Source organism: Variovorax durovernensis (genome assembly GCF_977011995.1).
Genome location: NZ_CDRNCW010000001.1, coordinates 2,012,216 through 2,035,716, shown reverse-complemented (window position 1 = coordinate 2,035,716; position 23,501 = coordinate 2,012,216). Strand labels below are relative to the sequence as shown.

Genomic DNA, 23,501 nt, shown 5'->3' with positions numbered 1-23,501 from the left:
TTGCGTGCAAGCGCCATGCCATACGGCTGGCCCGCAACTTGCCTGCACCGAAGCCATGCTGTACCGGGCCTACCAGAACCAAGCCGACATGCTGTCGCCCGCCAGGCTCGCCGCGCAGTACCTGGGCCAGGCACTGTGGAAAGACGGCACCGAGCGCACCATGTTGCGGCGCATGGCCGCGCAGTTCGAGGTGTTCTCGCGCATGCGGCTGACCCACACGCGGCCGCCCTACGGCATTGCCAGCGTGCCGGTCGACGGCGCCGAAGTGGCCGTGCACGAGGAAAAAACCCTGGTCTCGCCCTTCGGCACCCTGCTGCACTTCAGGAAAGACACCGAAGCGGTGCACCCGCCCGTGCTCCTGGTCGCACCACTCTCGGGCCATTTCGCGACCCTGCTGCGCGAAACCGTGCGCACGCTGCTGCGCGACCACGACGTGTACCTGACAGACTGGCACAACGCGCGCGACGTGCCGCTCTGGGAGGGCCGCTTCGGCCTGGACGACTACACGCTGCAGCTCATGCGCTTCCTGGAGGCCGTGGGCCCGGGCGTGCACATGGTGGCGGTCTGCCAGCCCTGCGTGGCCGCGCTGGCCGCCACCGCGCTGATGGCCGAGGACGACAACCCCGCCACGCCGCGCAGCCTCACGCTGATGGCCGGCCCGGTCGACTGCCGCATCAACCCGACCACGGTCAACAAGCTCGCGACCGACCGGCCGATCGACTGGTTCCGGCGCAACCTCATCAGCCATGTACCGTGGCCGCACGCGGGCGCCATGCGGCGCGTGTACCCGGGCTTCCTGCAGCTGTCGGCCTTCATGAGCATGAACCCGGAGCGCCACAAGAAGCAGTTCCAGGACATGTACACCCACCTGGTAGAAGGCGACATCGACAAGGCCCGCACCATCGGCAACTTCTACGACGAGTACCTGGCCGTGAACGACCTGCCGGCCGAGTTCTACCTGGAGACGGTGGAGCGCGTGTTCCAGACCTACGACCTGCCGCGCGGCAAGCTCACCGTGGGCGAGCGCACGGTGAACCCCGCCGCCATCCGCCGCACCGCGCTGCTGACGGTGGAAGGCGAGCGCGACGACATCTGCGCCGTGGGCCAGACGGTGGCGGCGCAAGACCTATGCACCGGCATCCGCCCCTACCTCAAGGCACATCACCTGCAGGCTGGCGTGGGGCACTACGGCGTGTTCAGCGGCAGCAAGTGGAACGCGCAGATCTACCCGCGCGTGCGCGAAACCATCCACGCGGCGGCCGAGCTGAACGGCTGAGGGGCATCGCGCCAATCCGGCAAAGGGCGTGAGGCCATTGTTTGCCCTTGCGCGCGGGGCTTCCTACACTCGGGCCCCATGCAACGCCAGGCTTTCATCCGCAGCACGCCGCGCGCAGTCTTCACTGCGCGCACGGCTGCAGGGTCGCATCCGACCCTCGCAGATCTCTGAGCCCGGCGGTCAGCCTCCCTCCCCTTTCTTCAGCACCTTTCATCGACCGCCGGGCCCAAGCCCCGCGCGGTAGCGCGCCCGCACGGGCACGCCGCGCTTTCCCCAGCTGATTCTCCTGCTCGCTGCCAGCCGCTTCGCCGTGGCCTGCGGCTGGCTTTGTCATGCGGAAAGAACACTGACGATGAACATCCAATCGATCCTGGCGGTGACGGACCTGTCGGCGCACGGCCTGCGCACGGTGGTGCGCGCGGCCTCCATCGCGGCGGCGCACGGCGCGCTGCTGAAGATCATGTACGCGCCGGCCGCCTTCGCCGGCCCGGCGGATGCCGATGCGGCCAGCGGCCTGGGCGCCGTGTGCCTGGAGGTGGCCGAGCGCTTCGGCATCCTCGTCAAGAAGATCGACGACACGCGCGGGCGCCTCGACGGCGCCGCGCGCGAGGCGCAGTGGTGCGACCTCGTGGTGATAGGCGACGAGCCCGACCGCTCGCTCGCGGCCTTCTTCCACGGCCAACCGGCCGAACAGCTGGTGCGGGCGACGCGGCGGCCGGTGCTGGTGGCGCGGCTCGATGCGCGGGCAGGCGGCTATGGCCGCATCCTCGTCGCCGTCGATCTCATGGAGGAGTCGCGTCCCCTGGTCGACCTGGCCTGCGCCTTCGACGGCCAGGCCGACATCGAGCTGTTCCACGCCTTCACGCCCATGCACGAAGGCAAGCTGCGCTACGCGGACGTGTCAACGCACGTGATCGACGCCTACCGCCACGCCTGCGCCCGCCATGCGCGCGAACGCATGCTGTGGCTGTCCGATGCGTCGATCGCACGCCGCAATCGCGTGGTGTCGTCGATAGGGCGCGGCGACCCTGCGCGGCAGGCTGCCGTGCAGCAGCAGTACTCGAAGGCCGATCTGCTGGTGGTGGGCAAGCGCAGGCGCTGCGCGTTGATGGATTTTCTTTTCGGCAGCGTGGCACTGCGCGTGCTGCGCTGGTCCACGGGCGACGTGCTGGTGGTGCCGCACTGCGCGCTTGCGGCCCGCCAGGGCCAGCGCCCCGCGGCGCTGGCGCAGCGGGGTGCGGCATGACGCCGGCACTGACATTCCTTCCGATGCTGCCGGTCTGGTGGCGCTTCAGGCCGGCCGAGCTGCGCATCGACGTCGATCCGCGCAAGGCCAAGCCCGTCGACACGCTGGCACCGGTGCACGAACGCATGCGCGCGATGGGCGACCGCCTGCGCGACATGCCGCAGCTCGTGCTCGGCGACCCCGGCCTGCGCGCACGCTTTCGCGAGGCCGACGGCGAGCTGTACGTCTACATCGAGGACACGCGCCGCGACAGCCTGGTCGGCTACACCGTGTTCAACCGGCTGATCGAGCTGAACCGCAGGGCCGACCGCCACATCCGCGCGCCGCATTCGCAGTACGACCCGACCTACCAGCGGCGCGGGCTGGCCTCCGCCGTGTACCGCTGGGCGCTGGGCGCTGGGCCGGGGCATCTGCCTCATGAGCGGCGCGCGGCAGTCGCCGGGCGCGCATGCGCTCTGGCAGAGCCTGTCGCGCCACTGCGAGGCAGGCTTTGCCGACTTGCGCAACAAGCAGCTGAGCTACCTCGGCCGCGAGGTCGAGCGCGCCACGCTCGCCGAGCTGCACACGCGCATGTTCCTGCTCGGCGAGGGCTGGACGCTGGAGCGCTTCCGGCGCGAGACGCAGATGGCCTGAAGCGCTCAGCGCCGCGCGCGCGGCGCCTTGCTCACGCGCCGCACGGTCGCCTCGCCGGCCTGCGGAAGCCTGTCGCGCAGGAACGCTATCAGCTCCTGCGCCACCACGTTGCGCATCGGCCCCGGCAGGTAGGCCAGCACCACGCGGCGCTCGACGCGCGGCTTCAGCAGCGGCACCACGGCCAGTTCGGGGTCGCGCAGCGAAGAGGTGTACAGGCGCGGCATCAGCCCCAGCGCCTGCCCGCTGCGCACCAGCGCATAGAGCGTCTCCGAATAGCTCACGCGGTAGGGCTCCGCGCCCTGCGCGAACTGCGCGCGAGCAGGGTTGCCCAGCGCGGGCATGCTGCCGCTTTCGAACAGCACCAGCCGCTCCTTGCCGATGGCCTCCCAGTTCGCGTCGCCGGCTGCCGCCAGCGCATGGTCGCGCCGCACCACCAGCACCAGCGGGTCGCGGAACAGGTCGATGCAGGTCAGGCCGCCCGGTGGCTCGGTGATGGCGGCCACCGCCATGTCGATCTGCCCGCTGCGCAACTCGGCCAGCAGCGTGTTCGACGGTGCGTCGCGCCAGGCAAGCTCCACCTCGCGCTGGCCGCTCTGCAGGAACTCGCTGGCCGCGGCCGCCACGCGCGCGCTGGCCGAGGGAATGACGCCCACGCGCACGAAGGCCCGGCCGCGCTGCACCGTGCTCTCGATGTCGCGCAGCGCCACATCGAAGGTGTTGACCAGGAAATCGGTGCGCGCCAGCACCTCGGCGCCCACGGGCGTGAGTTCCAGCCGGTGGGTGGAGCGGGTCAGCAGCTCGGCGCCCAGCAGTTTTTCCATCTGCTTGATGGCGTTGCTCAGGGCCGGCTGCGTGATGGAAAGCCGCTTGGCCGCGCGGCCGAACTGGCCTTCTTCCACCAGCACCGAGAAGAACTGCAGCTGGCGCAGCGTGAGCGCACGCAGGGGCAAGGTGGCCATGGACGCATCCTCGGTTATTGATTCAGTGAATCAAATTATAGAAATTCAAAATTTTCTTTATGAGGAGGCAATTACTAGACTGGTCAGCATGACCAGCCCCACCCCCGTCCCCTTCACGCTGGAATCGATGCTGCGGGCCATGCCCAAGGCCGAGCTGCACTGCCACCTGTTCGGCACGGTGCGCCACGAGACCTTCAAGCAGCTCAACCTGCGTGCCGGCGCGCCGCTGGCGGCCGACGAGATCGAGGGCTTCTACACGCGCGGAGAAAAGCCGGTCGGCGTGCTGCGCGTGCTGCGCGCGCTCGACGCCCAGCTGGTGCGCAGCGCTGGCGACCTCTACCAGCTCACGCTCGAATACCTGCAGGACGCGGCCTCGCACAACGTGCGCTATGCCGAGTTCTTCTGGAACCCCACCGGCACGGTGCATGAATCGGGCATTGCCTATCCGATGGCGCAGGCGGCCATCGTGCGCGCCATCCACGACGCGCAGCAGGATTTCGGCATCACCGGCCGCCTCATCGCCGCCATCGACCGCGAAGCCAGCCCGCAGGCCGCGGTGGAAATGGTGGAGTGGGTCAAGGCGCACCGCTGCGACGAGGTGATCGGCATCGGCATCGACTACCGCGAGAACGACCGCCCGCCCGAGCTGTTCACCCAGGCCTATGCCGACGCGAAGAAAGCCGGCCTCAAGACCACCGCGCATGCGGGCGAGTTCGGCATGCCCTGGACCAACGTGCGCACCGCGCTCGACGTGCTGCAGGTCGACCGCATCGATCACGGCTACACGGTGGTCGACCAGCCCGACTACGCGCGCCAGTGCGCCGAGCGCGGCGTGATCTTCACCGTGGTGCCCACCAACTCCTACTACCTGCGCACGCTGCCGCCGGAGCGCTGGGCGCTGGACCATCCGATCCGCAAGATGCCCGGCCTGGGCCTGCGCATACACCCCAACACCGACGACCCGACGCTGCACAAGGTCACGCCCACGCAGACCTGGCTGATGATGGTGCGCGACTTCGGCTTCGGCCTGGACGACCTGCGCGGCTTCATGCACAACGGCCTGGACGGCGCATGGATCGACGACACGCAGCGCCGCGAATGGCGCACGCAGTGGAGCGATGCGTTCGACACGCTGCGCGCCCGCCTGGCCGACGAGCCCACCCCTTCCCAAGATCACCAAGGATGACCCCCGCCATGAACACGCCCCGCCGCCTGCTCCTTGCCGCCACGCTCTGCGCGGCGCTCCCCACCGTGGCCCTCGCGCAGGCCTGGCCCACGGCCAAGCCCATCACGCTGATCGTTCCCTACACCGCCGGCGGCAGCGTGGACGTGAACGCCCGGCTCGTCGCCCAGCGGCTCGGCGAGCGGCTCAAGCAGTCGGTGATCATCGAGAACCTGAGCGGCGCGGGCGGCGCCATCGGCGTGGCCAAGGCGGTGAACGCCACGCCCGACGGCTACACGCTGGTGGTGGGCCCCGACAGCGCCATCGCCATCGGCAAGCTGGTCAACCCGACCGCTTTCCGCTTCGACCCGCTCAAAGACCTGGCGCCGGTCGGCCTGCTCAACACCGCGCCGATGGTGCTGGTGGCGCGGCCCGGCCTGGAGGTCCAGACTTTCTCCGACTTCGTGAAGCTCGCGAAGGCCAAGCCCGGCAAATACAACTACGCGACCTCGGGCGTGGGCACGGTGCTGCAGCTGGCCATGGAGCTGCTGAAGGAACGCAGCGGCATCTTCGTCACCCACGTGCCCTACCGCGGCGGCGCGCAGATTGCCACCGACGTGATCGGCGACCAGGTCGACCTGGCCATGCTGGTGAGCACCAGCGCCATCCCGCACGTGAACGGCAAGCGCCTGAAGGCACTCGGCATCACCAGCAGCAAGCGGCTGCCCACGCTGCCCAATGTGCCTACCTTCGACGAGATGCCCGGCCTCAAGGGCTTCGACATGGTGAGCTGGACCGGCATCTTCGCGCCCGCGAAAACGCCGCCGGCGGTGGTCGCGCAGATCAACCACGAACTCAATGCGGTGCTGCAGGAAGAAGGCGTTCGCAGCAAGCTGATGGAGCAGGGCGCGCTGCCGGGCAGCGGCACGGCCGAGTCGTTCGGAAAGTTCGTGCAGGCCGAGTACGCGCGCAACCAGAAGATCGTGCAGACCGCCAACATCAAGGAATAGGGGCTCGCCCCCAGGCTGCGCGGCACTTCGTGTCCGCTTCGCCTACCCCCTGCCGGGGGCAACACCCGAGGCCCGGCGAAGCCGGTTCCTCGGTGTTCTTGCATGGCACCGGCGTTGCGCCCGGCACCCGAATGAATCAGCCGGCCTTTTCGTCTTCCGCCGGCCAGTCGCGGATGTAGGCCTTGAGCATCTTGTTCTCGAAGTTCTGGCTGTCCACCACGGCCTTGGCCACGTCGTAGAAGCTGATCACGCCCATCAGCATGCGCTTGTCCATGACGGGCATGTAGCGCGCGTGGCGCTCCAGCATGATGCGGCGGATTTCGTCGAGGTCGGTTTCCAGGGTGCAGGTGACGGGGGCGTCGTCCATGGCCTTGCGGACCAGCGTGGTGCCGACCTGGCCGCCGTTGTTGACGATGGCGACGATCACTTCCCGGAAGGTGAGCATGCCGACCAGGTCGCCGTGCTCCATGACCACCAGCGAACCGATGTCCTTTTCCGCCATGGTGTTGGCGGCGTCTGCCAGCGGGTCGTCTGGCGTGATGGTGAAGAGCGTGTTGCCCTTGACGCGAAGGATGTCGCTGACTTTCATCGTGTGCTCCTCTCGGGACTCAATCTCGGCTATCTCTGGTGTATCTGGGCGGGCCTGCCGTTTTTGAATATAGCCCACAATCGACGCCGACCTGAGCGCCCATGTCGCGGACGCATGAATTGCAGACGTAACGGGGCATTGCCAGGAGACAACGCTCAGACACAGAAAGGCCTTCATGCCCGGTTATTCCGACCCCGGTTTCGACACCCTCGCGCTGCACGCCGGCGCCTCGCCCGACCCCGCCACCGGCGCGCGGGCCGTGCCGATCCACCTCACCACCTCCTTCGTCTTCGAGTCGAGCGACCACGCCGCCGCGCTGTTCAACCTGGAGCGCGCCGGCCACGTCTATTCGCGCATCAGCAACCCGACCAACGCGGTGCTGGAGCAACGCGTGTCGGCGCTCGAAGGCGGCATCGGCGCCATCGCCACGGCCAGCGGACAGGCCGCGCTGCACCTGTCGGTGGCCACGCTGATGGGCGCGGGCTCGCACATCGTGGCCAGCACGGCGCTGTACGGCGGCTCGCAGAACCTGCTGCACTACACGATGCGCCGCTTCGGCATCGAGACCACCTTCGTCAAGCCCGGCGACCTCGACGGCTGGCGCAACGCCGTGCGGCCCGAGACCAAGCTGTTCTTCGGCGAAACCGTGGGCAACCCCGGGCTCGACGTGCTCGACATTCCGGCGGTGAGCGACATCGCCCACGAAGCCGGCGTGCCGTTGCTGGTCGACTCCACGCTCACCTCGCCCTACCTCATCAAGCCCTTCGACTGGGGCGCCGACCTGGTCTACCACTCGGCCACCAAGTTCCTGTCGGGCCACGGCACCGTGATCGGCGGCGTGGTGGTCGACGGCGGCAGCTTCGACTGGGAGAAGGCATCACGAAGCGCTGCCGATGGCAGCGCGGGCAAGTTCGCCGAGCTGACGCAGGCCTACGACGGCTTCCACAACATGGTGTTCAGCGAGGAAAGCACCGTCGGCGCCTTCCTGCTGCGCGCGCGCCGCGAAGGCCTGCGCGACTTCGGCGCGTCGATGAGCCCGCACACGGCCTGGCTCATCCTGCAGGGCATCGAGACGCTGCCGCTGCGCATGGAGCGCCACATCGACAACACGCAGAAGGTGGTCGAATTCCTGGCCGCGCACCCGTTCGTGTCGCGCGTGGGACACCCGCTGATCGAGTCGCACCCGAGCCACGCGCTCGCGCAGAAGCTGCTGCGCCACGGCGCGCGCGGCGCCGGCGCGGTGTTCAGCTTCGACATCAAGGGCAGCCGCGCGCAGGGCAAGGCCTTCATCGAGGCACTCAAGCTGTTCAGCCACCTGGCCAACGTGGGCGACTGCCGCAGCCTGGTGATCCACCCGGCCAGCACCACCCACTTCCGCATGACCGACGAGGCGCTGGCCGGCGCGGGCATCTCGCAAGGCACGATCCGCCTGTCGATCGGCCTGGAGGACCCGGCCGACCTGATCGACGACCTCAAGCGCGCGCTGAAGGCGGCGGAAAAGGCGGGTGCCTGACATGAACTACATCGTCAACGGCCACGGCACCTACTGCTACACCGGCGGCAAGCCGCTCGACCCGGCCAAGCCCACGGCCGTGTTCATCCACGGCGTGCTGAACGACCACAGCGTTTGGATCCTGCAGACCCGCTGGTTCGCCAACCACGGCTGGAACGTGCTGGCGGTCGACCTGCCCGGCCATTGCAAGAGCGAGGGCCCGCCGCCCGCCAGCGTGGAAGAGGCGGCGCAGTTCGTCATCGCCCTGCTCGACGCGGCGGGCGTGGAGAAAGCCGCGCTGGTCGGCCACAGCTTCGGCTCGCTGATTGCGCTGGAGACCGCGGCGCGCGCGCCCGGGCGCGTGTCGCACCTGGCGATGGTGGGCACGGCCTACCCGATGACGGTGTCGCCCGCGCTGCTCGACGGCGCGCTCAACGACCCGCAGCGCGCCATCGCGATGGTCAACACCTTCTCGCATGCGCTGCTGGCGCCGCCGCCCTCCTCGCTCGGCCCGGGCACCTGGCTCTACGGCAGCTCGCGCGCGCTGATGCGCCGCGTGCTCGCGAGCAACCGCGAGGCCAACGTGTTCCACATCGGCTTCAAGGCCTGCAACGACTACGCCAACGGCGAAGCGGCGATGGAAAAGGTGCAATGCCCGGTGCTGTTCCTGCTCGGCGACGCCGACCAGATGACGCCGCCGCGCGCCACCAAGGCGCTGGTGGGCAAGGCCCGCAACGCCAAGGTGGTGACGGTGCACGCAGGCCATGCGCTCATGAGCGAGGCACCCGACGCGGCGCTGTTCGCGCTGCGCGACTTCCTGAACGCGGCGCCTGCCGCCTGAAGCCGCAGCACTGGTGGCTCAGTCCATCAGTCCAGCGAGATGCCCGCGCGGTCGGCCTGCACGCGGTAGCGCGAGATTTCGCTGGCAGCCTCCTTGCGGAAGGCCTCCGGGCCGACCGCCACGGGCTCCATGCCCTGCGTGCGCAGGCTCGCCTGCAGGGCCGCGTCGTCCACGGCCTGCGTGACCGCCCGGGAAAGCGCGTCGAGCACCGGCGCCGGCGTGCGCGCCGGGGCGGCCAGCCCGAACCAGGCTTCGAACGTGGCATCGGGCAAACCTTGCTCCGCCAGGGTGCGCACCCCGGGCAGCGCACCGGAGCGTCCGGCGCCGAACACAGCCAGCGCACGCAGCCGGCCCGCATTCACGAGCGGCGCCACCGCGCCTGCCACCTCGATGCCCAGGTCGACTTCGCCGGCGCTCAGGGCCACGGCAAGCTGGCCCGTGTTGCGGTACGGCACGGCCTGCAGCCGGATGCCAGCAGCCGCTGCGAGCATCTCGCCCGCCAGGTGCGGGCCCGACCCCGGGCCGAAGGTGCCATAGCGAATGCGCCCCGGGTGGGCCTTGGCCGCCGCGATGAGCTCGGGCAGCGAATGCCAGGGCGTGTCCTTGCCCACCACGAGCGCGAGCGAGCTGCGCGCGACGATGGCGATGGGCGCCAGGTCGCGCGTCGGGTCGTAAGGCAGCTTCTTGCGCAGCGCCGGGTTGATGCTGAAGCTGGTCGAGCCCGACAGCAGCAGCGTGTGGCCGTCAGGCACCGAACGCACGACGTACTGGGTGCCGATGACGGTGGCCGCGCCAGGCCTGTTGTCGATGAAGACCGGCTGGCCCAGTTGCTCGGACAGCGGGCGCGCGAAGGCACGGGCCACGATGTCGCTGCCGCCGCCGGCCGTGAACGGCACCACCATGCGGATCGGCCTTTGCGGCCAGTCGCCCTTGGCGGCCGTTTGCGCATGGGCGCCCGACACCGCGGCCAGGCACAGAAGCACGCCCCGCCCCCACCGTCGAAGGACGTGCAGGGCGCGAAAGACGCCAGGGGTGCGGGACGAAAGCTGAGTCATGGGATCTGCATCGGGCCGGGCGAGCGGCCCGGCCTGTCGCCACAAAGGCAACCACAGATTTCCAGTTTGCCCCATGCCATCCATCCGTGCAGCCCGAGGGGCTGAGTTCGCGCCACTGTCCTACCTACTCGGCGGCAATGCCCGCGCGGTGCGCCAGCGCACGGTAGCGCGATATCTCGCCCTCCATCTGCGTGCGGAAGGCGGCCGAGCCGACGGCCACCGGCTCCATGCCCTGCGCGCGCAACTGTGCCTGCAGCGAGGCATTGGCCATGGTGGCCGTGACCGCGCGGGCCAGCTTGTCGATCACCGGTGCCGGGGTGCGCGCCGGCGCGGCAAAGCCGTACCAGGCATCGAAGGTGGCATCGGGCAGGCCCTGCTCGGCGAGCGTGCGCACCTCGGGCAGCATGCTGGAGCGCGTGGCCCCCACGATGCCCAGCGCACGCAGCTTGCCAGAGCGCACATGCGGCGCCACGGCCGCCACGGTGTCGATGCCCACTTCGATTTCGCCGCCGATCACGGCCATCGAACTCTGGCTGCTGCCCTTGTATGGAATGTCCTGCAGCTGGATGCCGGCCGCCAGCGCGAACAACTCGCCCGCGAGATGCGGCCCCGAGCCCGAGCCGAAGGTGGCGTAGCGGATGCTCTTGGGCTTGGCCTTGGCTGCCGCAATGAGCTCCGGCACCGAATGCCACGGCGTGCCCTTGCCCACCACCAGCACCAGCGGCGTGCGCGCCACGATGGCGATGGGCGCCAGGTCGCGCACCGGGTCGTACGGCAGCTTCGCGCGCAGCGCCGGGTTCACGCTGTAGCTGGTCGAGCCCGAGAGCAGCAGCGTGTAGCCGTCGGGCGCGGCCTTGGCGACCGCGTCGGTTCCGATGATGGTGGAGGCGCCGGGCCGGTTGTCGACCACGATGGGCTGCCCGAGCCGCTCCGACAGCGCCTGCCCCATCGCACGCGCCACGAGGTCGGTGCCGCCGCCCGGCGGGAAGGGTACGACGAGCTTGATGGGGCGGTCGGGCCAGGCGTCCTGGGCGAACACGGGCGCGTGGGTGCCCAGCGCGGCGGAAGCGGAAAGCAGCAGGCCGAAGCGGCGGCGTGAGATGGCGAGATCCATGGTGCGTATCAGGAAAAGGAAGAAGCGGATTGCGGAAGCCGGCCGGCGGCCCAGGGCGCGAGCCCCGGCTCGCCCAGGTCCCAGTACAGGCCGGCCATGATCTGCAGGCCTTCGCGGGCCAGCGGCGCGAGCAGGTGCTCGTTGGGCGCGTGCTGCGCGCAGGCGGGGTACGAATGTGGCACCCACAGCGTCGGCAGGCCCAGCAGGTCGGCGAACACGTCGTTGGGCAGCGAGCCCGCGAGGTTGGGCAGCAGGTCCAGGCGATGCCCGCTGCTGCGCTCGATGGACTGCCGGGCCCAGCCGACCCACGGGTTTTCCACGTCGAGCCGCGTGGCCGCGCCGGTCAGCGTAATCGCCACCTCGACCTGCTCGAACCCGTGCGCATCGAGGTGCGCGCGCACGATCTGCCGCAGGTCCTGCCAGGGCGTGCCGACCACGAAACGCAACTGGCAATGCGCCACGGCCTCGGAAGGAATCGCGTTGACCGGCCGCGTGGCGGAGCCGGCGCCGAGCGCCAGCACCTCGATGGTGTTCCAGGCCACCAGCCGTTCGGCCGGGCTCAGGCCGGGCTCGCCCCAGCCCTCGTCGACGGCGGGGTCGTCCGCGCCGCCGCCGATGGCGATGTCGGCCAGCGCATCGCGCACCGCCTGCGTGACCGGCGGCGGGCGCAGGGCCTCGACGAGGATGCGGCCGCGCACATCCACCAGCGATGCCACCGCATGGCTGAGCACGGTGCCAGGGTTGACCAGCACGCCGCCCCAGTTGCCCGAGTGGTAGCCGCGCGGCCGGGCGCGCAGCCGCAGGCTGAAGTTGACCGCGCCGCGCGAACCCAGGAACAACGTGGGCCGCATGGCGCTCACGCGCGGGCCGTCGCTCGCAATGAACAGGTCGGCGCGCAGCTTGTCGCGTTCACGCGCGCACACCGCGTGCAGGCCGGGAGAAGCGGCCTCCTCGCCCATCTCGACGAGCCACGTCATGTTGTAGCCGAGGCGCCCGCCGCGGGCCTCGAGCGCGGCCGCGAGGCCACCCAGGTTGATGCTGTGCTGGCCCTTGTTGTCGGCCGTGCCGCGTCCGTACCAGCGCTCGCCGCGCACCGTGAGCGCCCACGGTGCGAGGCCCTCTTCCCACTGCGCGTCCTGCCCGCTGACCACGTCGCCGTGGCCGTAGGTCATGACCGTGGGCAGGGACGCGTCCTCGATGCGCCGCGCGATGAGAAAAGGCCCCCCGCCGGGCACCGGGTTGGCGACGACCTCGCAGGCGAAGCCGAGCGCCGCGAGCGGCGGAATCATCTCTTCGCGCAGGTAGGCCTCGAGCGCGGGCGTGGCGGCGCCGGTGTCGCTTTCGGTGCGAAAGGCGACGCGGCGCTGGAGGTCGGCGAAGAAGCCGCCGCCGTCGAAATAGGCTGTGGCAGCGGCCAGGCTGTCGGTGCGTTGCATGAAGGGTGTCCTTGTCCTTGCGTGGGATGGAGCAAGTACAAGGCCTGAAGGCCGATGCTTCCAGCATCGTTTTGGCAAGCTACCATTGCCTTCAAGGCAATACCCATCATGCGCACATGACCCTTCCGCTTCTCAGCATCCCGATGCGGCACTTCCTCGAAGTGGCGCGCAGCGGTTCGGTCAACCAGGCGGCGGCGCGGCTCTACGTTGCGTCTTCAGCGGTGAGCAGGCAGATCGCCAAGCTCGAAGACAGCCTGGGCACGCCGCTGTTCGAGCGGCATGCGCGCGGCATGGCGCTCACGGCGGCAGGCGAGCGGCTGGCGGCGCACCTGCGCAATGCGCAGCTCGACATCGAACAGGTGGTCGAGCAGGTGCGCGACCTCGGCGGCCAGGGGGCGCGGCGCATCCGCATGGCGTGCACCGAGGGCTTCGCTGGGCACTTCATGCCGCTGGTGATGCGCAGCTTCGAGCAGGCGCACCCGGGCTGCCAGCTCGAACTGCACGTGGGCTCGCCCGATGGCGTGAGCGCGCTGCTGGCGCGCGGCGAGACCGACATCGCCGTCAAATACGTGGTGGCGCCGGAACCCGGCCTGGCGATCGCGCACACGGCCACCGCGCCGGTGTACGCAGTGCTGCGGCCCGACCATCCCCTGGCACGGCAGCGCGTGGTGTCGGTGGCCGACGCGGTGCGCTACCCGCTGGCGGTGGGAGACAAGGGCGTCACCGCGCGCCAGCTGTTCGACCAGGCATGCAGCCTGCAGGGGCTGCGCTACCACGCGATCTTCGTGAGCAATTTCTCGTCGGTGCTGCTGCCGCTGCTGCGCACGCCCGACGTGATGCTGTCGGGCCACCTCACGGTGATGCACCTGATCGACGCGGGCACCGTGGTGGCGCGGCCGTTCGCGGAAGCGCCGCTGCAGCAGCGGCAGTTGCAGGTGCTGGCGCTCGAAGGCCGCACCTTGCCGCCGCTGGCGCAGGAATTCGTCGGGCACCTGGTGGCTGCGATCGCCAGCGCGGGCCGGCGCAAGCTCGGACGGGCACGCGCGGGCGCCGCCAGGCCGGCCTGAGAAGGCTCAGCCCAGCGCGTTGATGTCGGCCGGGTCGAGCACCACCTTGGGCGCGCCGTTGCGCGCCACCGCCAGCATCGCGCGGCCGACCTTCTCGGTGGTCGTCACCCGGTTCGGCCAGAGCCGGTAGGCCAGGCCGAGCACCGGGCCGAGCACGCGGATGGCGCCGTCGTAGAGCGGCGTCTTCGAGCGCACGCCGTGCAGCGGCTGGATCATGCCGGGGCGGAACATGTAGGCCGCCTTGAACGGCAGGCGCAGCAAGGCGTTCTCGGTCGCGCCCTTCACGCGAGCCCACATGCTGCTGCCGCGCTCGCTGCTGTCGGTGCCGGCGCCGGTCACGTAGGTGAAGGTCATGCCGGGGTTCAGCCTGGCGAGCACGGTGGCGGCGGCCAGCGTCAGGTCGTAAGTGATGCGCTTGTACTCCGGCTCCTTCATGCCGACCGACGACACGCCCAGGCAGAAGAAGCAGGCATCGAAGCCCTGCAGCTGCGGCTCGATGGCGCTGTAGTCGTACATGTCCTTGTGCACCAGGTCGCGCAGCTTCGGGTGCTGCTGCCCGGTGGCGCTGCGGCCCACTGCCACCACGCTTTCGACGTCGGGCGCAAGCAGGCACTCGCGCAGCACGCCCTGCCCCACCATGCCGGTGGCGCCGAAGATCAGGATTTTCATGGGCAGGGTTCCGGTCAGACCGTGAAGACGGCGGGCTTCTTGTTCAGCACCGCGAGCAGCAGGTCGACGTCCAGGCTCGAGGGCTTGGGCGGCTGCAGCGCGGAGAGCATGCGCGAGAGCGTTTCGGCGTGCGGCAGCAGCGGGCCCAGGAAGCGGGTGCCATCTTCACCGGCCACCAGCAGGGTCGGGAAGGTCTCCACGTCGAAGGCATCGGCGATGTCGGCGTGGTCTTCGATGTCGACCCACGCAAAGCGGAACTCCGGGTGCGCCCGCGCCACCTGCTGGAGCAGCGGCCGGTAGTCGCGGCAGGTGCCGCACCATTCGGCGCACAGGCACACGACCCACGGCGCATCGCTGGCGGGCTCGGCGGATTCTGGGGTGCTTGGAAGGGCGCTCAAGGCTGATGCGTCGAAGGTGTGATCGGAAGGCCGGGGTGGTGCGGCCGGAAGGTCGTGGCTATTATGGACAAAGCCCTCCCTTACCGGGTTTCAGGGTCACAGGAGACTCGCACGATGAACACCACGACTGCCACGGGATCTGCCGTCGATCCGCGCCAATTCAAGAGCTTCGCGCAGTTCTACCCCTTCTACCTGACCGAGCACGCCAACCTCACCTGCCGCCGATTGCACTTCGCGGGCTCGACGATCTCGCTGCTGTGCCTGGTGGCGCTGGTGGTCACGCTCAACCCGCTGTGGCTGCTGGCCGGGCTGGTGGCGGGCTACGGCTTCGCATGGGTCGGGCACTTCGGCTTCGAGAAGAACAAACCTGCCTCGTTCAAGCGGCCGCTCTATTCGTTCATGGGCGACTGGGCGATGTACCGCGACATCTGGCTGGGCCGGGTAAAGATCTAGCCCTACTAGATCAGGAGCACGTCGCCCAGCCTCAGGGAGCGCAGCGGGCCCTTCTGCCAGAGGTCTTCGAGCGGCTCGGCCCGGGGCATCAGCAGTTCCTTCAGCAGCGGCTCGATGGGGGTCGAGGGGTCGGCAAGAAGCACGTAGCGCGGATCTTCGTTGGCGGGCTCTTCAGCGAGCGGCGCGATCCAGTCGAGCGCCACCAGTGTCTCGAGCACCGGCGCGAGTTGCAGCGAGTCGACCCGCATGCGCGTCACCAGTTCGGCCGCGCCCATGCCCTTGGCCGGCGTGGCGCGCGCGCGGGCCAGGTGCTGCAGCGATTCCATGGCCAGCTGCAGCGGCCAGCCGGCGGTGCCGCCGCGCCGCGCCACGCCCGTCAGCAGGCTGGGCAAATAGGCCGCGATGACCGCGCCCAGCAGCACGATCACCCAGGCCACGTAGATCCACACCAGCAGAATCGGGAAGGTGGCGAAGGCGCCGTACAGCACCGAATAAGTCGGCACCAGGCTCAGGTAGTAGCCCAGCACGCGCTTGGCGATCTCGATGGCCGCCGCCACGAAGATGCCGCCGGCCCACGCATGCGACCAGCGCACGTTGGTGTTGGGCACGTAGTGGTAGAGCGAGGCCATGCCGGCCGCGAGCAGCATGAACTCGAGGCTGTCGAACGCCAGCTTGACCATGGTGCCGCCCACCACGTCGCGCGAGGCCGAGAACACATAGGACGTGGTCGACAGGCTCACCGCCAGAATCAGCGGCCCCAGCGTGATGGTGGCCCAGTAGATCAGCACCCGCTGCGCGAACGGGCGCGGCGAGCGCACGCGCCAGATGTTGTTGAGCGTCTTGTCGATGGTGAGGATCAGCGCGATGGCAGTGATCAGCAGCACGATCAGGCCCGCGATGCCCAGTCCGCTGGCCTTGCTCGCGAACTGGTTGAGGTAGCCGAGCACCTGGCGCGCGATGTTGTCCGGGATCAGGCTCTCGATCAGCCAGCGCTGCAGGCGGCCCTGCATCTTGGCGAACATCGGGAACACGGTGAACAGCGCCAGCGCAACCGTGAAGAACGGCACCATCGCGATGGTGGTGGTGAAGGTGAGGCTGCTGGCCGTGAGGCCGAGCTTGTCTTCGCGGAAACGCTCGCCCAACACTGCCGCGGTGTTGCGCCACGGAAAACGCGAAAGATCCCTCCAAAGCTGCCGACGATTCATGGCCGGTATCATAGGAGTTGAACTCTCCCCCCAGTCTCCGCGCACTTCGTGTCGCTGCGCCAACCCCCTCACCGGGGGCGATACCAGCGGCCCGGCAAAGCCGGTTCCGCGGTATCCCGCCAATGAATGCCAACTTGCCGCTCCCGCCCTCCTCCGTTCGCGCGACCCGCTGGGCCGCCGTGGGCAGCCTCGTCGGCCTCATCGTGCTGGGCCTGGCCTGGGAGCTGTGGCTGGCGCCGTTGCGCCCCGGTGGCTCGCTGCTGGCGCTGAAGGTGCTGCCGCTGGTCATTCCGCTCGCGGGCCTGTGGAAGAACCGCATGTACACCTACCGCTGGGTCAGCCTGATGATCTGGCTTTATTTCACCGAGGGCGTGGTGCGCGCATGGAGCGACACCAACGGCGTGGGCCAGGTGCTCGCGCTGGTCGAGGTACTGCTGTGCCTCGTGCTCTTCGCGGCCTGCGCATGGCATGTGCGGCTGCGCCTGCGCCACGCCAAGGCCCTTGCCGCCACCGCGCGCCCACTGGAGGCTTCCACCCAATGACTTCTTCTTCCAACCTGATCGAACAATTGCGCGCCATCGTCGGCGCCCAGCACGTGCTCAACGAAGGCGACCTCACCGCCTACGAACAGGACTGGCGCAAGCGCGCACGCGGCAAGTCGCTGGCCGTGGTGCGCCCGGCCAACACGCAGCAGGTGGCCGACGTGGTCAAGGCCTGTGCGGCCGCCGGTGCGGCCATCGTGCCGCAGGGCGGCAACACCGGCCTGGCGGTCGGCTCCATCCCCGACGACAGCGGCACCCAGGTGGTGCTGAGCCTGCAGCGCCTGAACGCCATCCGCACCATCGACGCCGCCAACCTCACCATGACGGTGGAGGCCGGCTGCATCCTGCAGACCCTGCAGGAAACCGCCGAGAAGGCCGGCTTCCTGTTCCCGCTGAGCCTGGCCGCGGAGGGCAGCTGCACCATCGGCGGCAACCTGGCCACCAATGCCGGCGGCACCCAGGTGGTCCGCTACGGCAATACGCGCGAACTTTGCCTGGGGCTGGAAGTGGTCACGCCCCAGGGCGAGATCTGGGAGGGCACCAGCGGCCTGCGCAAGGACAACACCGGCTACGACCTGCGCGACTTGTTCGTCGGCAGCGAGGGCACGCTGGGCATCATCACCGCCGCGACTATGAAGCTGTATCCGCTGCCGGCTGCGCAGCTCACGGCCTGGGCGGCGGTGCCTTCGCTGGACCATGCGGTCACGCTGCTGGGCCTGGCGCACAAGCACCTGGGCCCGGGCCTGACCGGTTTCGAGGTGATGGGCAAGTTCGCGCTGAGCCTGGTCGACAAGCACATGCCGCAGCTGCGCGTGCCCTTCATCAAGGACGAGGCGGTGCCGTACTGCGTGCTGCTGGAAAATTCCGACAGCGAATCCGAAGACCACGCCCGCGCGCGCTTCGAGGCGCTGCTGGAAACCGCCTTCGAGGACGGCTGCGTCACCGACGCGGTGGTAGCCGAGAACCTGGCACAGGCCCACCAGCTGTGGCACATCCGCGAGAGCATTCCGCTGGCGCAGGCCGAGGAAGGGTTGAACATCAAGCACGACATCTCGATCCCCGTGTCGCGCATTCCGGCTTTCGTGGAAGAGACCGATGCGTTGCTGAAGCGGGAGATCGAGGGCGTGCGCCTCGTGAACTTCGGGCACCTGGGCGACGGCAACCTGCACTACAACGTGCAGGCGCCGGAGAACATCGACACCAAGGCGTTCCTGAAGAACGAGGAAGAGCGCATCAACACGCTGGTGTACGACGCGGTGGAGAAGTTCGGCGGCTCGTTCTCGGCCGAGCACGGTGTTGGCTCATTGAAGGTCGACAAGCTGGAGAAGCACAAGTCGCCAGTGGCGCTGGAGATGATGCGTGCGATCAAGCGCGGGCTCGATCCCAAGAACACGCTCAACCCCGGCCGCGTGATCCGGGTCTAGTCAGGAAAAATCCTCGCCGCGCAGTTCGATGGGCTGCCCGTGCGGCGTGCGCTCCGCCGCGTGATCCCACGCATGGCGGTAGCGCGCAAGTTCGTCGCCGGAGCTGGCACCCTTGTGCGCGACCAGATGCTCCAGCGCGGCGAGCCAGTGGCGGTAGTAGGTTTCGCCGGTGTCCGGGTCACCCGCGGCCTGCGCAGCTGAAATCTGCGCGGCCAATGCCTCGGCCCATTCGGGCCAGGTGAACAGGCCGCCTTCATGCAAAGCCAGGGTCATTGCAAAGGCCTGCGCCTCCCAGGGCGCGCTGAACACCGGGCCGTCGGCGTCGCGAGGCATGCCGGGCGCCAGCGGCATGTTGCCGCCCTTCACGCGACCGCCTCCAGGTAGCTTTCCCACGCATCGACGGACACCGAGAGGTTCTGGCGCGGGGCCTCGTCGCCCCAAAGTTCGGCTTCGTCGAAAGCCACGGTGTACAGCCACTGCGGTTGCTCTCCCAGGCCCTGCGCATTGGCGTCGGCGAAGACGTGCGCGCCATGCAGATGCGCGATCACGCCCTGCTTGCCCTGCACGTAGCCGGGCAGCCGCGTGTGATGGTCGACCTTGCCCATGCGCATGCGCACCGGCTGGCCGATTGCAAAGCGCGCCGGTCCCGCCGCGGGCCGTTCGGTCGCCGAGCCCCTGGCCAGGACGGCCGGCACGTTCGCCGCCTGCAGCACACGGGCGACGGGCGCCGCCGCATGGCGCATCTCGCCGGTCGCGATCTCGTCCGGAAAAATCTGCCCGCGCTGCAGCATCAACTGTTCGAGCGCGCCAAGCCATATCTGGTAGTAGCTCAGGTCGCGGTAGTCGGGCAAGGTCTCGCGCACGGCGCGGCTCGCATCGATGTTCCAAGATCCTGTGGCGCCCATGGCAAGCGTGAGCGCCAGCGCGCGCGGCTCCCATGCCGCGTGGAACAACTCGCCTTCGGGCTCGGGCGTCACCGGCCCGAAGCCCGGCAGCCCACCCAGGTCGGCCCTGGTGACGTAGCTCATGCGGCGTGCTCCTGCCTGGCAGGCGGCTCGACCAGCCGCGTGCCGATCATCGAATCGCGCGAGACCAGCGCGGCCAGTTCATCCTCGCCGAGCCCGTCGGTGCCCGGCGGTCGCTGCGGAATCACGAGGTAGCGCACCTCGGCAGTCGAATCCCAGACGCGGATGCGTGTGCTGCCGGGCAGCGTCACGCCGAAGTCGGCGAGCACGCCGCGCGGGTCCTTGACGACCCGCGAGCGATACGGCGCGCTCTTGTACCAGGTGGGCGGCAGGCCCAGCACCGGCCACGGGTAGCAGCTGCACAGCGTGCAGACCACCATGTGATGCAGTTCGTCGGTGTTCTCGACCGCGACCATGTGCTCGCCCTGCCGGCCCGTGTAGCCGAGCGAGGCGATGGCCGCGGTGGCGTCGGCCAGCAGCCATTCGCGAAAGTCCGGATCGACCCAGGCCCGCGCCACCACGCGCGCGCCGTTGCGCGGGCCGATGCGGGTCTGGTAGGTGTCGATCAGCGCATCGAGCGCGGCGGGGTCGATGTAGCCCTTTTGCGCCAGCACGCTTTCGAGCGCGCGCACGCGCAGGTCCATCTCGCCGAGTTCGCTGTGTTCGTGGGAGTGGTCATGACCGGTCATCGGCCAATGCTAGCGCCGCCCCGTAAAATTCCCAACATGACCTCGCCTACCCGCCCCGTCCGCTCCCAGTACGAAGATTTCATGCGACACGTGGACACCCACGGCGTGTTCAAGAGCGACCGCACGGGCACCGGCACCAAGAGCGTGTTCGGCCACCAGATGCGCTTCGACCTGAACGAGGGCTTCCCGCTGGTCACCACCAAGAAGGTGCACCTGAAGTCCATCATCCAGGAACTGCTGTGGTTCCTGACCGGCTCGAGCAACAACAACTGGCTCAAGGAACGCGGCGTGACCATCTGGGACGAATGGGCGCGCGAAGACGGCGACCTGGGCCCGGTGTACGGCGTGCAATGGCGCAGCTGGCCCACGCCCGACGGCGGCCACATCGACCAGATCGCCGACGTCATCAAGACGCTGAAGACCAACCCCGATTCGCGCCGCATCATCGTGAGCGCATGGAACGTGGCCGAACTGTCGAAGATGGCGCTCATGCCCTGCCACGCGTTCTTCCAGTTCTACGTGGCGCCCCCGCAGGCCGAAGGCGAGCGCGGCAAGCTCAGCTGCCAGCTCTACCAGCGCAGCGCAGACATCTTCCTGGGCGTGCCATTCAACATCGCGAGCTACGCGCTGCTCACGCACATGGTGGCGCAGCAGTGCGACCTCGACGTGGGCGACTTCATCTGGACCGGCGGCGACTGCCACATCTACAGCAACCACGCCGAGCAGGTGGCGCTGCAACTGAGCCGCGCGCCCTACCCGTACCCGACGCTGCACATCAAGCGCAAGCCTGATTCGATCTTCGACTACCAGTACGAGGACTTCGAGGTGCTGGACTACCAGCACCACGCAGCCATCAAGGCGCCTGTGGCGGTGTGAACGGCATGGGCAAGCCGCGCATCAACCTCATCTTCGCGCGCGCCGCCAACGGCGTGATCGGCGCGAACAACACCATCCCCTGGCACCTGCCCGAGGACATGGCGCACTTCAAGCAGCAGACAGCGGGCGCGCCCGTGATCATGGGCCGCAAGACCTGGGACTCGCTGCCGCCGCGCTTCCGGCCGCTGCCGGGCCGGCAGAACATCGTGGTGACGCGGCAGGCCGACTGGCGCGCCGACGGCGCCCTGCAGGCGGGCAGCCTGCGCGATGCATTCGCGCTCTGCGAGGCCTCCTCGCCCGCCGAGGTTTGGGTCATCGGCGGCGCGCAGATCTATGCCGAGGCCGAGCCTCTGGCGCAACGCGCGGTCGTCACCGAGCTTGCGCGCGACTACGAAGGCGACGCCCACGCGCCCGTGCTAGATGCGGCCGCATGGCGCGAGACACAGCGCGAATCGCAGGTCTCCGCCAAGGAAGGCATCGCATTCGACTTCGTCACCTACGAACGCGCCACCACCAGCAATACATGAGCGACGGCGCCTCGCATCCGACGACAGCCACGCCGGACTTGCGGCGCCGGTCGTTGATGGCAGGCGCGGTCCTCCTGGCCGGCCTCGCCCCGCTGCAGACCCTGCAGGCCGCGGAGCCGCTGGAGCCCGACGAAGAAGCGCTCTTCATGAACGGCACGGCGCGCCCCACCGCCGACGGCCGGCTCGAGGTCGACATCCATGCATGGATCTTCGAGCGCGAGCACCGCTGGGGCCTGGACTCCGCACTCGCCCGCTACCTCGGCCTGAGCCTGCGCAAGCTCTCGCCGGCGGCCAGGCTGCGGTTCAGCCAGCGCACCGCGCTGTTCCACGCGGAGTCGGAAGAAGACAAGGTCATCGACGTCGTCTTCGACGGCAGCCCCACGCGCGTCACCATGCCGGCTTCGGGCAAGGACGGGCGCAGCAACCTGCGCATCGTGATCGACGCACCGCGCGAGGCGCGCGAGTGGCTGCGCTTCCACGGCGTGACCGGGCCGGGCGAACTGCTGCACCGATTCCGGGGCGAAGCACTGGTGGTGCCGGCAGAAGGCGTGTCGGTCATCTCGGACATCGACGACACCATCAAGCGCACGCAGGTGCGCGAGCGGCGCGAGATGCTGCTCAACACCTTCGCACGGCGCTTCGAGGCCGCGCCGCGCATGGCCGACTGGTATCGCGCGCTGGCGCAGAAGCCCGACACGCGCTTTCACTATCTCTCGGCAAGCCCGATACAGCTTTACCCGGCGCTCTCGGATTTCATCCGCAGCGCCGGCTTTCCCGTGGGCAGCATGCATCTGCGCGAGAGCACGACATGGCGCACGCTGGTTCCCGGCGACGAGGATTCGCGCGCGCACAAGCTCGGCACCATCGAGCGGCTGCTGGCCGAGTTTCCGCAGCGCCGCTTCGTGCTGGTGGGCGACTCGGGCGAGGCCGACCCCGAGATCTATGCGCAGGTTTTTCGCGCGCACCAGGCACGCATCGACAGCATCGTGATCCGCGACGTGACCGGCGAAGGCCGCACCAGCGAGCGCTACCGCGCGACCTTCGACGGCATCGATCCTGCGCGCTGGCATCTGGTGATGCCCGACACCACGACGTGGCCCGCACAGGCGCCGAACTGACGACCGGTTGCAGGCCGGAAACAAACTGGCACCTTCGTCGCACACCCCGAAACAAAGGAACACTTCGGTACACGCGATGAAAGGCATGCGCGGCGCAGGGTTTAGACAACGCTAATTGTTTGTGCGCAAAATGTGCCGTCAACGCCTCAACCCAAAAGGAGACGGCTCATGTCCATGGAATTTCTTCGGGTTATCGCCGAGCAGAAATTGCCATACGTCATCCACACGCCCGCGGACATCGACAGGTTGCGCGTGCTGCGTGCGGCCGAACTGGTAACTGCCTTCATCCCCCCGTCGGACCGCGCACCCGATGCGCGCGCCATCCGTCAGCTGGCCCAAGTGGAATCGATCACCGCCAAGGGCAAGCTGGCACTCAACAAAGCCACGTCGGCATTCATCGAGCTCTGAGCAGGAGGCGCTCCAGCGTCTTGGCGATGGCCTGTGGCTTGTCTGCAGCACCCTCCGCGAATTCGCAGCTCTGCGCCTGCACGCGCTCCGGCCCATGCGGGCCGGGCATGTAGAACAGGCGCTCGCAATCGCAGCGCAGCCGGCCCCTCAGGGCCTTGGTGCGGGTGTTGCGCACTTCCGCAACCCAGCATGAATCGGCGCAGCCGCAGGAGCGGTACTCGAGCACTTCGCCGCGTGTTCGCCAGGGCAGTTCGTAGCTGCCCGTGCCCCCGGAGGCATGAACGCCCGGGGCGAACGCGGCCCCAAGAACGGCACAGACAAGCAGCAACTTCCGACGCATGGCCGGC

General features: G+C 68.9%; 27 protein-coding genes. 15 read left to right on the top strand and 12 right to left on the bottom strand.

All coding sequences use genetic code 11. The annotated features are described in order from the left end of the window. Nucleotides 1–55: 55 nt before the first annotated feature. The 3 genes from ACWV14_RS09670 to ACWV14_RS09660 all read left to right on the top strand — a co-directional run bounded on the left by ACWV14_RS09670 (nt 56) and on the right by ACWV14_RS09660 (nt 3,155). Nucleotides 56–1,276: a polyhydroxyalkanoate depolymerase gene (locus tag ACWV14_RS09670; RefSeq protein ID WP_454907134.1), complete on the top strand. Its 1,221-nt coding sequence runs from the start codon at nt 56–58 to the stop codon at nt 1,274–1,276. Nucleotides 1,277–1,628: 352 nt separating this feature from the next. Then, complete coding sequence (locus ACWV14_RS09665) at nt 1,629–2,522, top strand: universal stress protein (protein ID WP_454907136.1); 894 nt, start codon at nt 1,629–1,631, stop codon at nt 2,520–2,522. Between the two features lie 417 nt (nt 2,523–2,939). Next, on the top strand, nt 2,940–3,155 hold the full coding sequence (locus ACWV14_RS09660; protein WP_454907138.1) for a hypothetical protein: 216 nt from the start codon (nt 2,940–2,942) through the stop codon (nt 3,153–3,155). Nucleotides 3,156–3,160: 5 nt separating this feature from the next. On the opposite strand, the gene ACWV14_RS09655 is transcribed toward ACWV14_RS09660, so the two are convergent. Next, nucleotides 3,161–4,114, bottom strand: coding sequence for a LysR family transcriptional regulator (locus ACWV14_RS09655; RefSeq protein WP_454907140.1), 954 nt, complete (start codon nt 4,112–4,114; stop codon nt 3,161–3,163). An 88-nt stretch (nt 4,115–4,202) separates the two neighbouring features. Between ACWV14_RS09655 and add the strand changes: the two genes are divergently transcribed. Together add and ACWV14_RS09645 are read left to right on the top strand one after the other, a co-directional pair. Then, on the top strand, nt 4,203–5,300 hold the full coding sequence (gene add / locus ACWV14_RS09650; protein ID WP_454907142.1) for an adenosine deaminase: 1,098 nt from the start codon (nt 4,203–4,205) through the stop codon (nt 5,298–5,300). 8 nt (nt 5,301–5,308) lie between these two features. Beyond that, nucleotides 5,309–6,286 carry a Bug family tripartite tricarboxylate transporter substrate binding protein gene (locus tag ACWV14_RS09645; protein WP_454907144.1) on the top strand — a complete coding sequence of 326 codons (978 nt, stop codon included), beginning with the start codon at nt 5,309–5,311 and terminating at the stop codon, nt 6,284–6,286. 136 nt (nt 6,287–6,422) lie between these two features. Here the strand turns inward: ACWV14_RS09645 and ACWV14_RS09640 are convergent, their stop codons facing one another. Next, entirely contained in the window at nt 6,423–6,875 is a 453-nt protein-coding gene (locus ACWV14_RS09640; protein ID WP_454907146.1) for a CBS domain-containing protein, read from the bottom strand. 175 nt (nt 6,876–7,050) lie between these two features. Here ACWV14_RS09640 and ACWV14_RS09635 point away from each other — a divergent pair, with 175 nt between their 5' ends. After that, nucleotides 7,051–8,388 carry an O-acetylhomoserine aminocarboxypropyltransferase gene (locus tag ACWV14_RS09635; RefSeq protein WP_454907148.1) on the top strand — a complete coding sequence of 446 codons (1,338 nt, stop codon included), beginning with the start codon at nt 7,051–7,053 and terminating at the stop codon, nt 8,386–8,388. Between the two features lies 1 nt (nt 8,389). Continuing rightward, entirely contained in the window at nt 8,390–9,208 is an 819-nt protein-coding gene (locus ACWV14_RS09630) for an alpha/beta fold hydrolase (RefSeq protein ID WP_454907150.1), read from the top strand. Nucleotides 9,209–9,234: 26 nt separating this feature from the next. Here ACWV14_RS09630 and ACWV14_RS09625 read toward each other — a convergent pair whose 3' ends face one another. The 3 genes from ACWV14_RS09625 to ACWV14_RS09615 form a co-directional block, all read right to left on the bottom strand. Next, the gene (locus ACWV14_RS09625) at nt 9,235–10,263 is read right to left on the bottom strand and encodes a Bug family tripartite tricarboxylate transporter substrate binding protein (RefSeq protein WP_454907152.1); all 1,029 of its coding nucleotides are present in this window, start codon (nt 10,261–10,263) and stop codon (nt 9,235–9,237) included. 124 nt (nt 10,264–10,387) lie between these two features. Continuing rightward, nucleotides 10,388–11,377, bottom strand: coding sequence for a Bug family tripartite tricarboxylate transporter substrate binding protein (locus tag ACWV14_RS09620; protein WP_454907154.1), 990 nt, complete (start codon nt 11,375–11,377; stop codon nt 10,388–10,390). Between the two features lie 8 nt (nt 11,378–11,385). Continuing rightward, nucleotides 11,386–12,813, bottom strand: a complete 1,428-nt coding sequence (locus ACWV14_RS09615) for a M20 family metallopeptidase (RefSeq protein ID WP_454907156.1) — start codon at nt 12,811–12,813, stop codon at nt 11,386–11,388. 116 nt (nt 12,814–12,929) lie between these two features. On the opposite strand from ACWV14_RS09615, the gene ACWV14_RS09610 reads away from it, so the two are divergent. Then, entirely contained in the window at nt 12,930–13,880 is a 951-nt protein-coding gene (locus tag ACWV14_RS09610; protein ID WP_422085693.1) for a LysR family transcriptional regulator, read from the top strand. A gap of 6 nt (nt 13,881–13,886) precedes the next feature. Here ACWV14_RS09610 and ACWV14_RS09605 read toward each other — a convergent pair whose 3' ends face one another. Then, the gene (locus tag ACWV14_RS09605; protein ID WP_454907158.1) at nt 13,887–14,549 is read right to left on the bottom strand and encodes an NAD-dependent epimerase/dehydratase family protein; all 663 of its coding nucleotides are present in this window, start codon (nt 14,547–14,549) and stop codon (nt 13,887–13,889) included. Between the two features lie 14 nt (nt 14,550–14,563). Next, on the bottom strand, nt 14,564–14,947 hold the full coding sequence (locus ACWV14_RS09600; RefSeq protein ID WP_454907160.1) for a thioredoxin family protein: 384 nt from the start codon (nt 14,945–14,947) through the stop codon (nt 14,564–14,566). Between the two features lie 114 nt (nt 14,948–15,061). On the opposite strand from ACWV14_RS09600, the gene ACWV14_RS09595 reads away from it, so the two are divergent. Next, on the top strand, nt 15,062–15,400 hold the full coding sequence (locus ACWV14_RS09595; RefSeq protein WP_081270259.1) for an Mpo1-like protein: 339 nt from the start codon (nt 15,062–15,064) through the stop codon (nt 15,398–15,400). A gap of 5 nt (nt 15,401–15,405) precedes the next feature. Here ACWV14_RS09595 and ACWV14_RS09590 read toward each other — a convergent pair whose 3' ends face one another. Then, nucleotides 15,406–16,617, bottom strand: coding sequence for a YihY family inner membrane protein (locus tag ACWV14_RS09590; RefSeq protein ID WP_422085690.1), 1,212 nt, complete (start codon nt 16,615–16,617; stop codon nt 15,406–15,408). Nucleotides 16,618–16,727: 110 nt separating this feature from the next. On the opposite strand from ACWV14_RS09590, the gene ACWV14_RS09585 reads away from it, so the two are divergent. Beyond that, the gene (locus ACWV14_RS09585; protein ID WP_409195953.1) at nt 16,728–17,147 is read left to right on the top strand and encodes a DUF2069 domain-containing protein; all 420 of its coding nucleotides are present in this window, start codon (nt 16,728–16,730) and stop codon (nt 17,145–17,147) included. Next, nucleotides 17,144–18,571: an FAD-binding oxidoreductase gene (locus ACWV14_RS09580; protein WP_454907163.1), complete on the top strand. Its 1,428-nt coding sequence runs from the start codon at nt 17,144–17,146 to the stop codon at nt 18,569–18,571. Before ACWV14_RS09585 ends, ACWV14_RS09580 begins: the two co-directional genes overlap by 4 nt. On the opposite strand, the gene ACWV14_RS09575 is transcribed toward ACWV14_RS09580, so the two are convergent. Genes ACWV14_RS09575 through nthA form a run of 3 tightly spaced genes read right to left on the bottom strand, consistent with a single transcriptional unit; the run spans nt 18,572 to nt 20,225 of the window. Further along, on the bottom strand, nt 18,572–18,922 hold the full coding sequence (locus ACWV14_RS09575; protein WP_422089155.1) for a nitrile hydratase accessory protein: 351 nt from the start codon (nt 18,920–18,922) through the stop codon (nt 18,572–18,574). 11 nt (nt 18,923–18,933) lie between these two features. Beyond that, the gene (nthB, locus tag ACWV14_RS09570; protein WP_454907165.1) at nt 18,934–19,599 is read right to left on the bottom strand and encodes a nitrile hydratase subunit beta; all 666 of its coding nucleotides are present in this window, start codon (nt 19,597–19,599) and stop codon (nt 18,934–18,936) included. After that, on the bottom strand, nt 19,596–20,225 hold the full coding sequence (gene nthA / locus ACWV14_RS09565; protein WP_454907167.1) for a nitrile hydratase subunit alpha: 630 nt from the start codon (nt 20,223–20,225) through the stop codon (nt 19,596–19,598). The genes nthB and nthA overlap by 4 nt, the downstream gene beginning before the upstream one ends. 36 nt (nt 20,226–20,261) lie before the next feature. Here nthA and ACWV14_RS09560 point away from each other — a divergent pair, with 36 nt between their 5' ends. From ACWV14_RS09560 to ACWV14_RS09545, 4 genes are all read left to right on the top strand, one after another. Then, on the top strand, nt 20,262–21,101 hold the full coding sequence (locus ACWV14_RS09560; protein WP_454907169.1) for a thymidylate synthase: 840 nt from the start codon (nt 20,262–20,264) through the stop codon (nt 21,099–21,101). Nucleotides 21,102–21,106: 5 nt separating this feature from the next. After that, nucleotides 21,107–21,628, top strand: a complete 522-nt coding sequence (locus ACWV14_RS09555; protein WP_454907171.1) for a dihydrofolate reductase — start codon at nt 21,107–21,109, stop codon at nt 21,626–21,628. Beyond that, on the top strand, nt 21,625–22,746 hold the full coding sequence (locus tag ACWV14_RS09550; protein ID WP_454907173.1) for a phosphatidate phosphatase App1 family protein: 1,122 nt from the start codon (nt 21,625–21,627) through the stop codon (nt 22,744–22,746). The genes ACWV14_RS09555 and ACWV14_RS09550 overlap by 4 nt, the downstream gene beginning before the upstream one ends. 168 nt (nt 22,747–22,914) lie before the next feature. Continuing rightward, nucleotides 22,915–23,154, top strand: coding sequence for a hypothetical protein (locus ACWV14_RS09545; protein ID WP_007829428.1), 240 nt, complete (start codon nt 22,915–22,917; stop codon nt 23,152–23,154). Here ACWV14_RS09545 and ACWV14_RS09540 read toward each other — a convergent pair. Then, a complete protein-coding gene (locus tag ACWV14_RS09540) occupies nt 23,141–23,494 on the bottom strand; it encodes a hypothetical protein (protein ID WP_454907175.1) in 354 nt (117 codons plus the stop codon). The genes ACWV14_RS09545 and ACWV14_RS09540 overlap by 14 nt on opposite strands. Nucleotides 23,495–23,501 lie beyond the last annotated feature (7 nt).

What these genes read in the sequence shown, in the direction of transcription:
- ACWV14_RS09670 (WP_454907134.1), top strand. Translation starts at nt 56, where the DNA reads ATGCTGTACCGGGCCTACCAGAACCAAGCCGACATGCTGTCGCCCGCC.
- ACWV14_RS09665 (WP_454907136.1), top strand. Translation starts at nt 1,629, where the DNA reads ATGAACATCCAATCGATCCTGGCGGTGACGGACCTGTCGGCGCACGGC.
- ACWV14_RS09660 (WP_454907138.1), top strand. Translation starts at nt 2,940, where the DNA reads ATGAGCGGCGCGCGGCAGTCGCCGGGCGCGCATGCGCTCTGGCAGAGC.
- ACWV14_RS09655 (WP_454907140.1), bottom strand. Translation starts at nt 4,114, where the DNA reads ATGGCCACCTTGCCCCTGCGTGCGCTCACGCTGCGCCAGCTGCAGTTC.
- add (WP_454907142.1), top strand. Translation starts at nt 4,203, where the DNA reads ATGACCAGCCCCACCCCCGTCCCCTTCACGCTGGAATCGATGCTGCGG.
- ACWV14_RS09645 (WP_454907144.1), top strand. Translation starts at nt 5,309, where the DNA reads ATGAACACGCCCCGCCGCCTGCTCCTTGCCGCCACGCTCTGCGCGGCG.
- ACWV14_RS09640 (WP_454907146.1), bottom strand. Translation starts at nt 6,875, where the DNA reads ATGAAAGTCAGCGACATCCTTCGCGTCAAGGGCAACACGCTCTTCACC.
- ACWV14_RS09635 (WP_454907148.1), top strand. Translation starts at nt 7,051, where the DNA reads ATGCCCGGTTATTCCGACCCCGGTTTCGACACCCTCGCGCTGCACGCC.
- ACWV14_RS09630 (WP_454907150.1), top strand. Translation starts at nt 8,390, where the DNA reads ATGAACTACATCGTCAACGGCCACGGCACCTACTGCTACACCGGCGGC.
- ACWV14_RS09625 (WP_454907152.1), bottom strand. Translation starts at nt 10,263, where the DNA reads ATGACTCAGCTTTCGTCCCGCACCCCTGGCGTCTTTCGCGCCCTGCAC.
- ACWV14_RS09620 (WP_454907154.1), bottom strand. Translation starts at nt 11,377, where the DNA reads ATGGATCTCGCCATCTCACGCCGCCGCTTCGGCCTGCTGCTTTCCGCT.
- ACWV14_RS09615 (WP_454907156.1), bottom strand. Translation starts at nt 12,813, where the DNA reads ATGCAACGCACCGACAGCCTGGCCGCTGCCACAGCCTATTTCGACGGC.
- ACWV14_RS09610 (WP_422085693.1), top strand. Translation starts at nt 12,930, where the DNA reads ATGACCCTTCCGCTTCTCAGCATCCCGATGCGGCACTTCCTCGAAGTG.
- ACWV14_RS09605 (WP_454907158.1), bottom strand. Translation starts at nt 14,549, where the DNA reads ATGAAAATCCTGATCTTCGGCGCCACCGGCATGGTGGGGCAGGGCGTG.
- ACWV14_RS09595 (WP_081270259.1), top strand. Translation starts at nt 15,062, where the DNA reads ATGAACACCACGACTGCCACGGGATCTGCCGTCGATCCGCGCCAATTC.
- ACWV14_RS09590 (WP_422085690.1), bottom strand. Translation starts at nt 16,617, where the DNA reads ATGATACCGGCCATGAATCGTCGGCAGCTTTGGAGGGATCTTTCGCGT.
- ACWV14_RS09585 (WP_409195953.1), top strand. Translation starts at nt 16,728, where the DNA reads ATGAATGCCAACTTGCCGCTCCCGCCCTCCTCCGTTCGCGCGACCCGC.
- ACWV14_RS09580 (WP_454907163.1), top strand. Translation starts at nt 17,144, where the DNA reads ATGACTTCTTCTTCCAACCTGATCGAACAATTGCGCGCCATCGTCGGC.
- ACWV14_RS09575 (WP_422089155.1), bottom strand. Translation starts at nt 18,922, where the DNA reads ATGCCGCTGGCGCCCGGCATGCCTCGCGACGCCGACGGCCCGGTGTTC.
- nthB (WP_454907165.1), bottom strand. Translation starts at nt 19,599, where the DNA reads ATGAGCTACGTCACCAGGGCCGACCTGGGTGGGCTGCCGGGCTTCGGG.
- nthA (WP_454907167.1), bottom strand. Translation starts at nt 20,225, where the DNA reads ATGACCGGTCATGACCACTCCCACGAACACAGCGAACTCGGCGAGATG.
- ACWV14_RS09560 (WP_454907169.1), top strand. Translation starts at nt 20,262, where the DNA reads ATGACCTCGCCTACCCGCCCCGTCCGCTCCCAGTACGAAGATTTCATG.
- ACWV14_RS09555 (WP_454907171.1), top strand. Translation starts at nt 21,107, where the DNA reads ATGGGCAAGCCGCGCATCAACCTCATCTTCGCGCGCGCCGCCAACGGC.
- ACWV14_RS09550 (WP_454907173.1), top strand. Translation starts at nt 21,625, where the DNA reads ATGAGCGACGGCGCCTCGCATCCGACGACAGCCACGCCGGACTTGCGG.
- ACWV14_RS09545 (WP_007829428.1), top strand. Translation starts at nt 22,915, where the DNA reads ATGTCCATGGAATTTCTTCGGGTTATCGCCGAGCAGAAATTGCCATAC.
- ACWV14_RS09540 (WP_454907175.1), bottom strand. Translation starts at nt 23,494, where the DNA reads ATGCGTCGGAAGTTGCTGCTTGTCTGTGCCGTTCTTGGGGCCGCGTTC.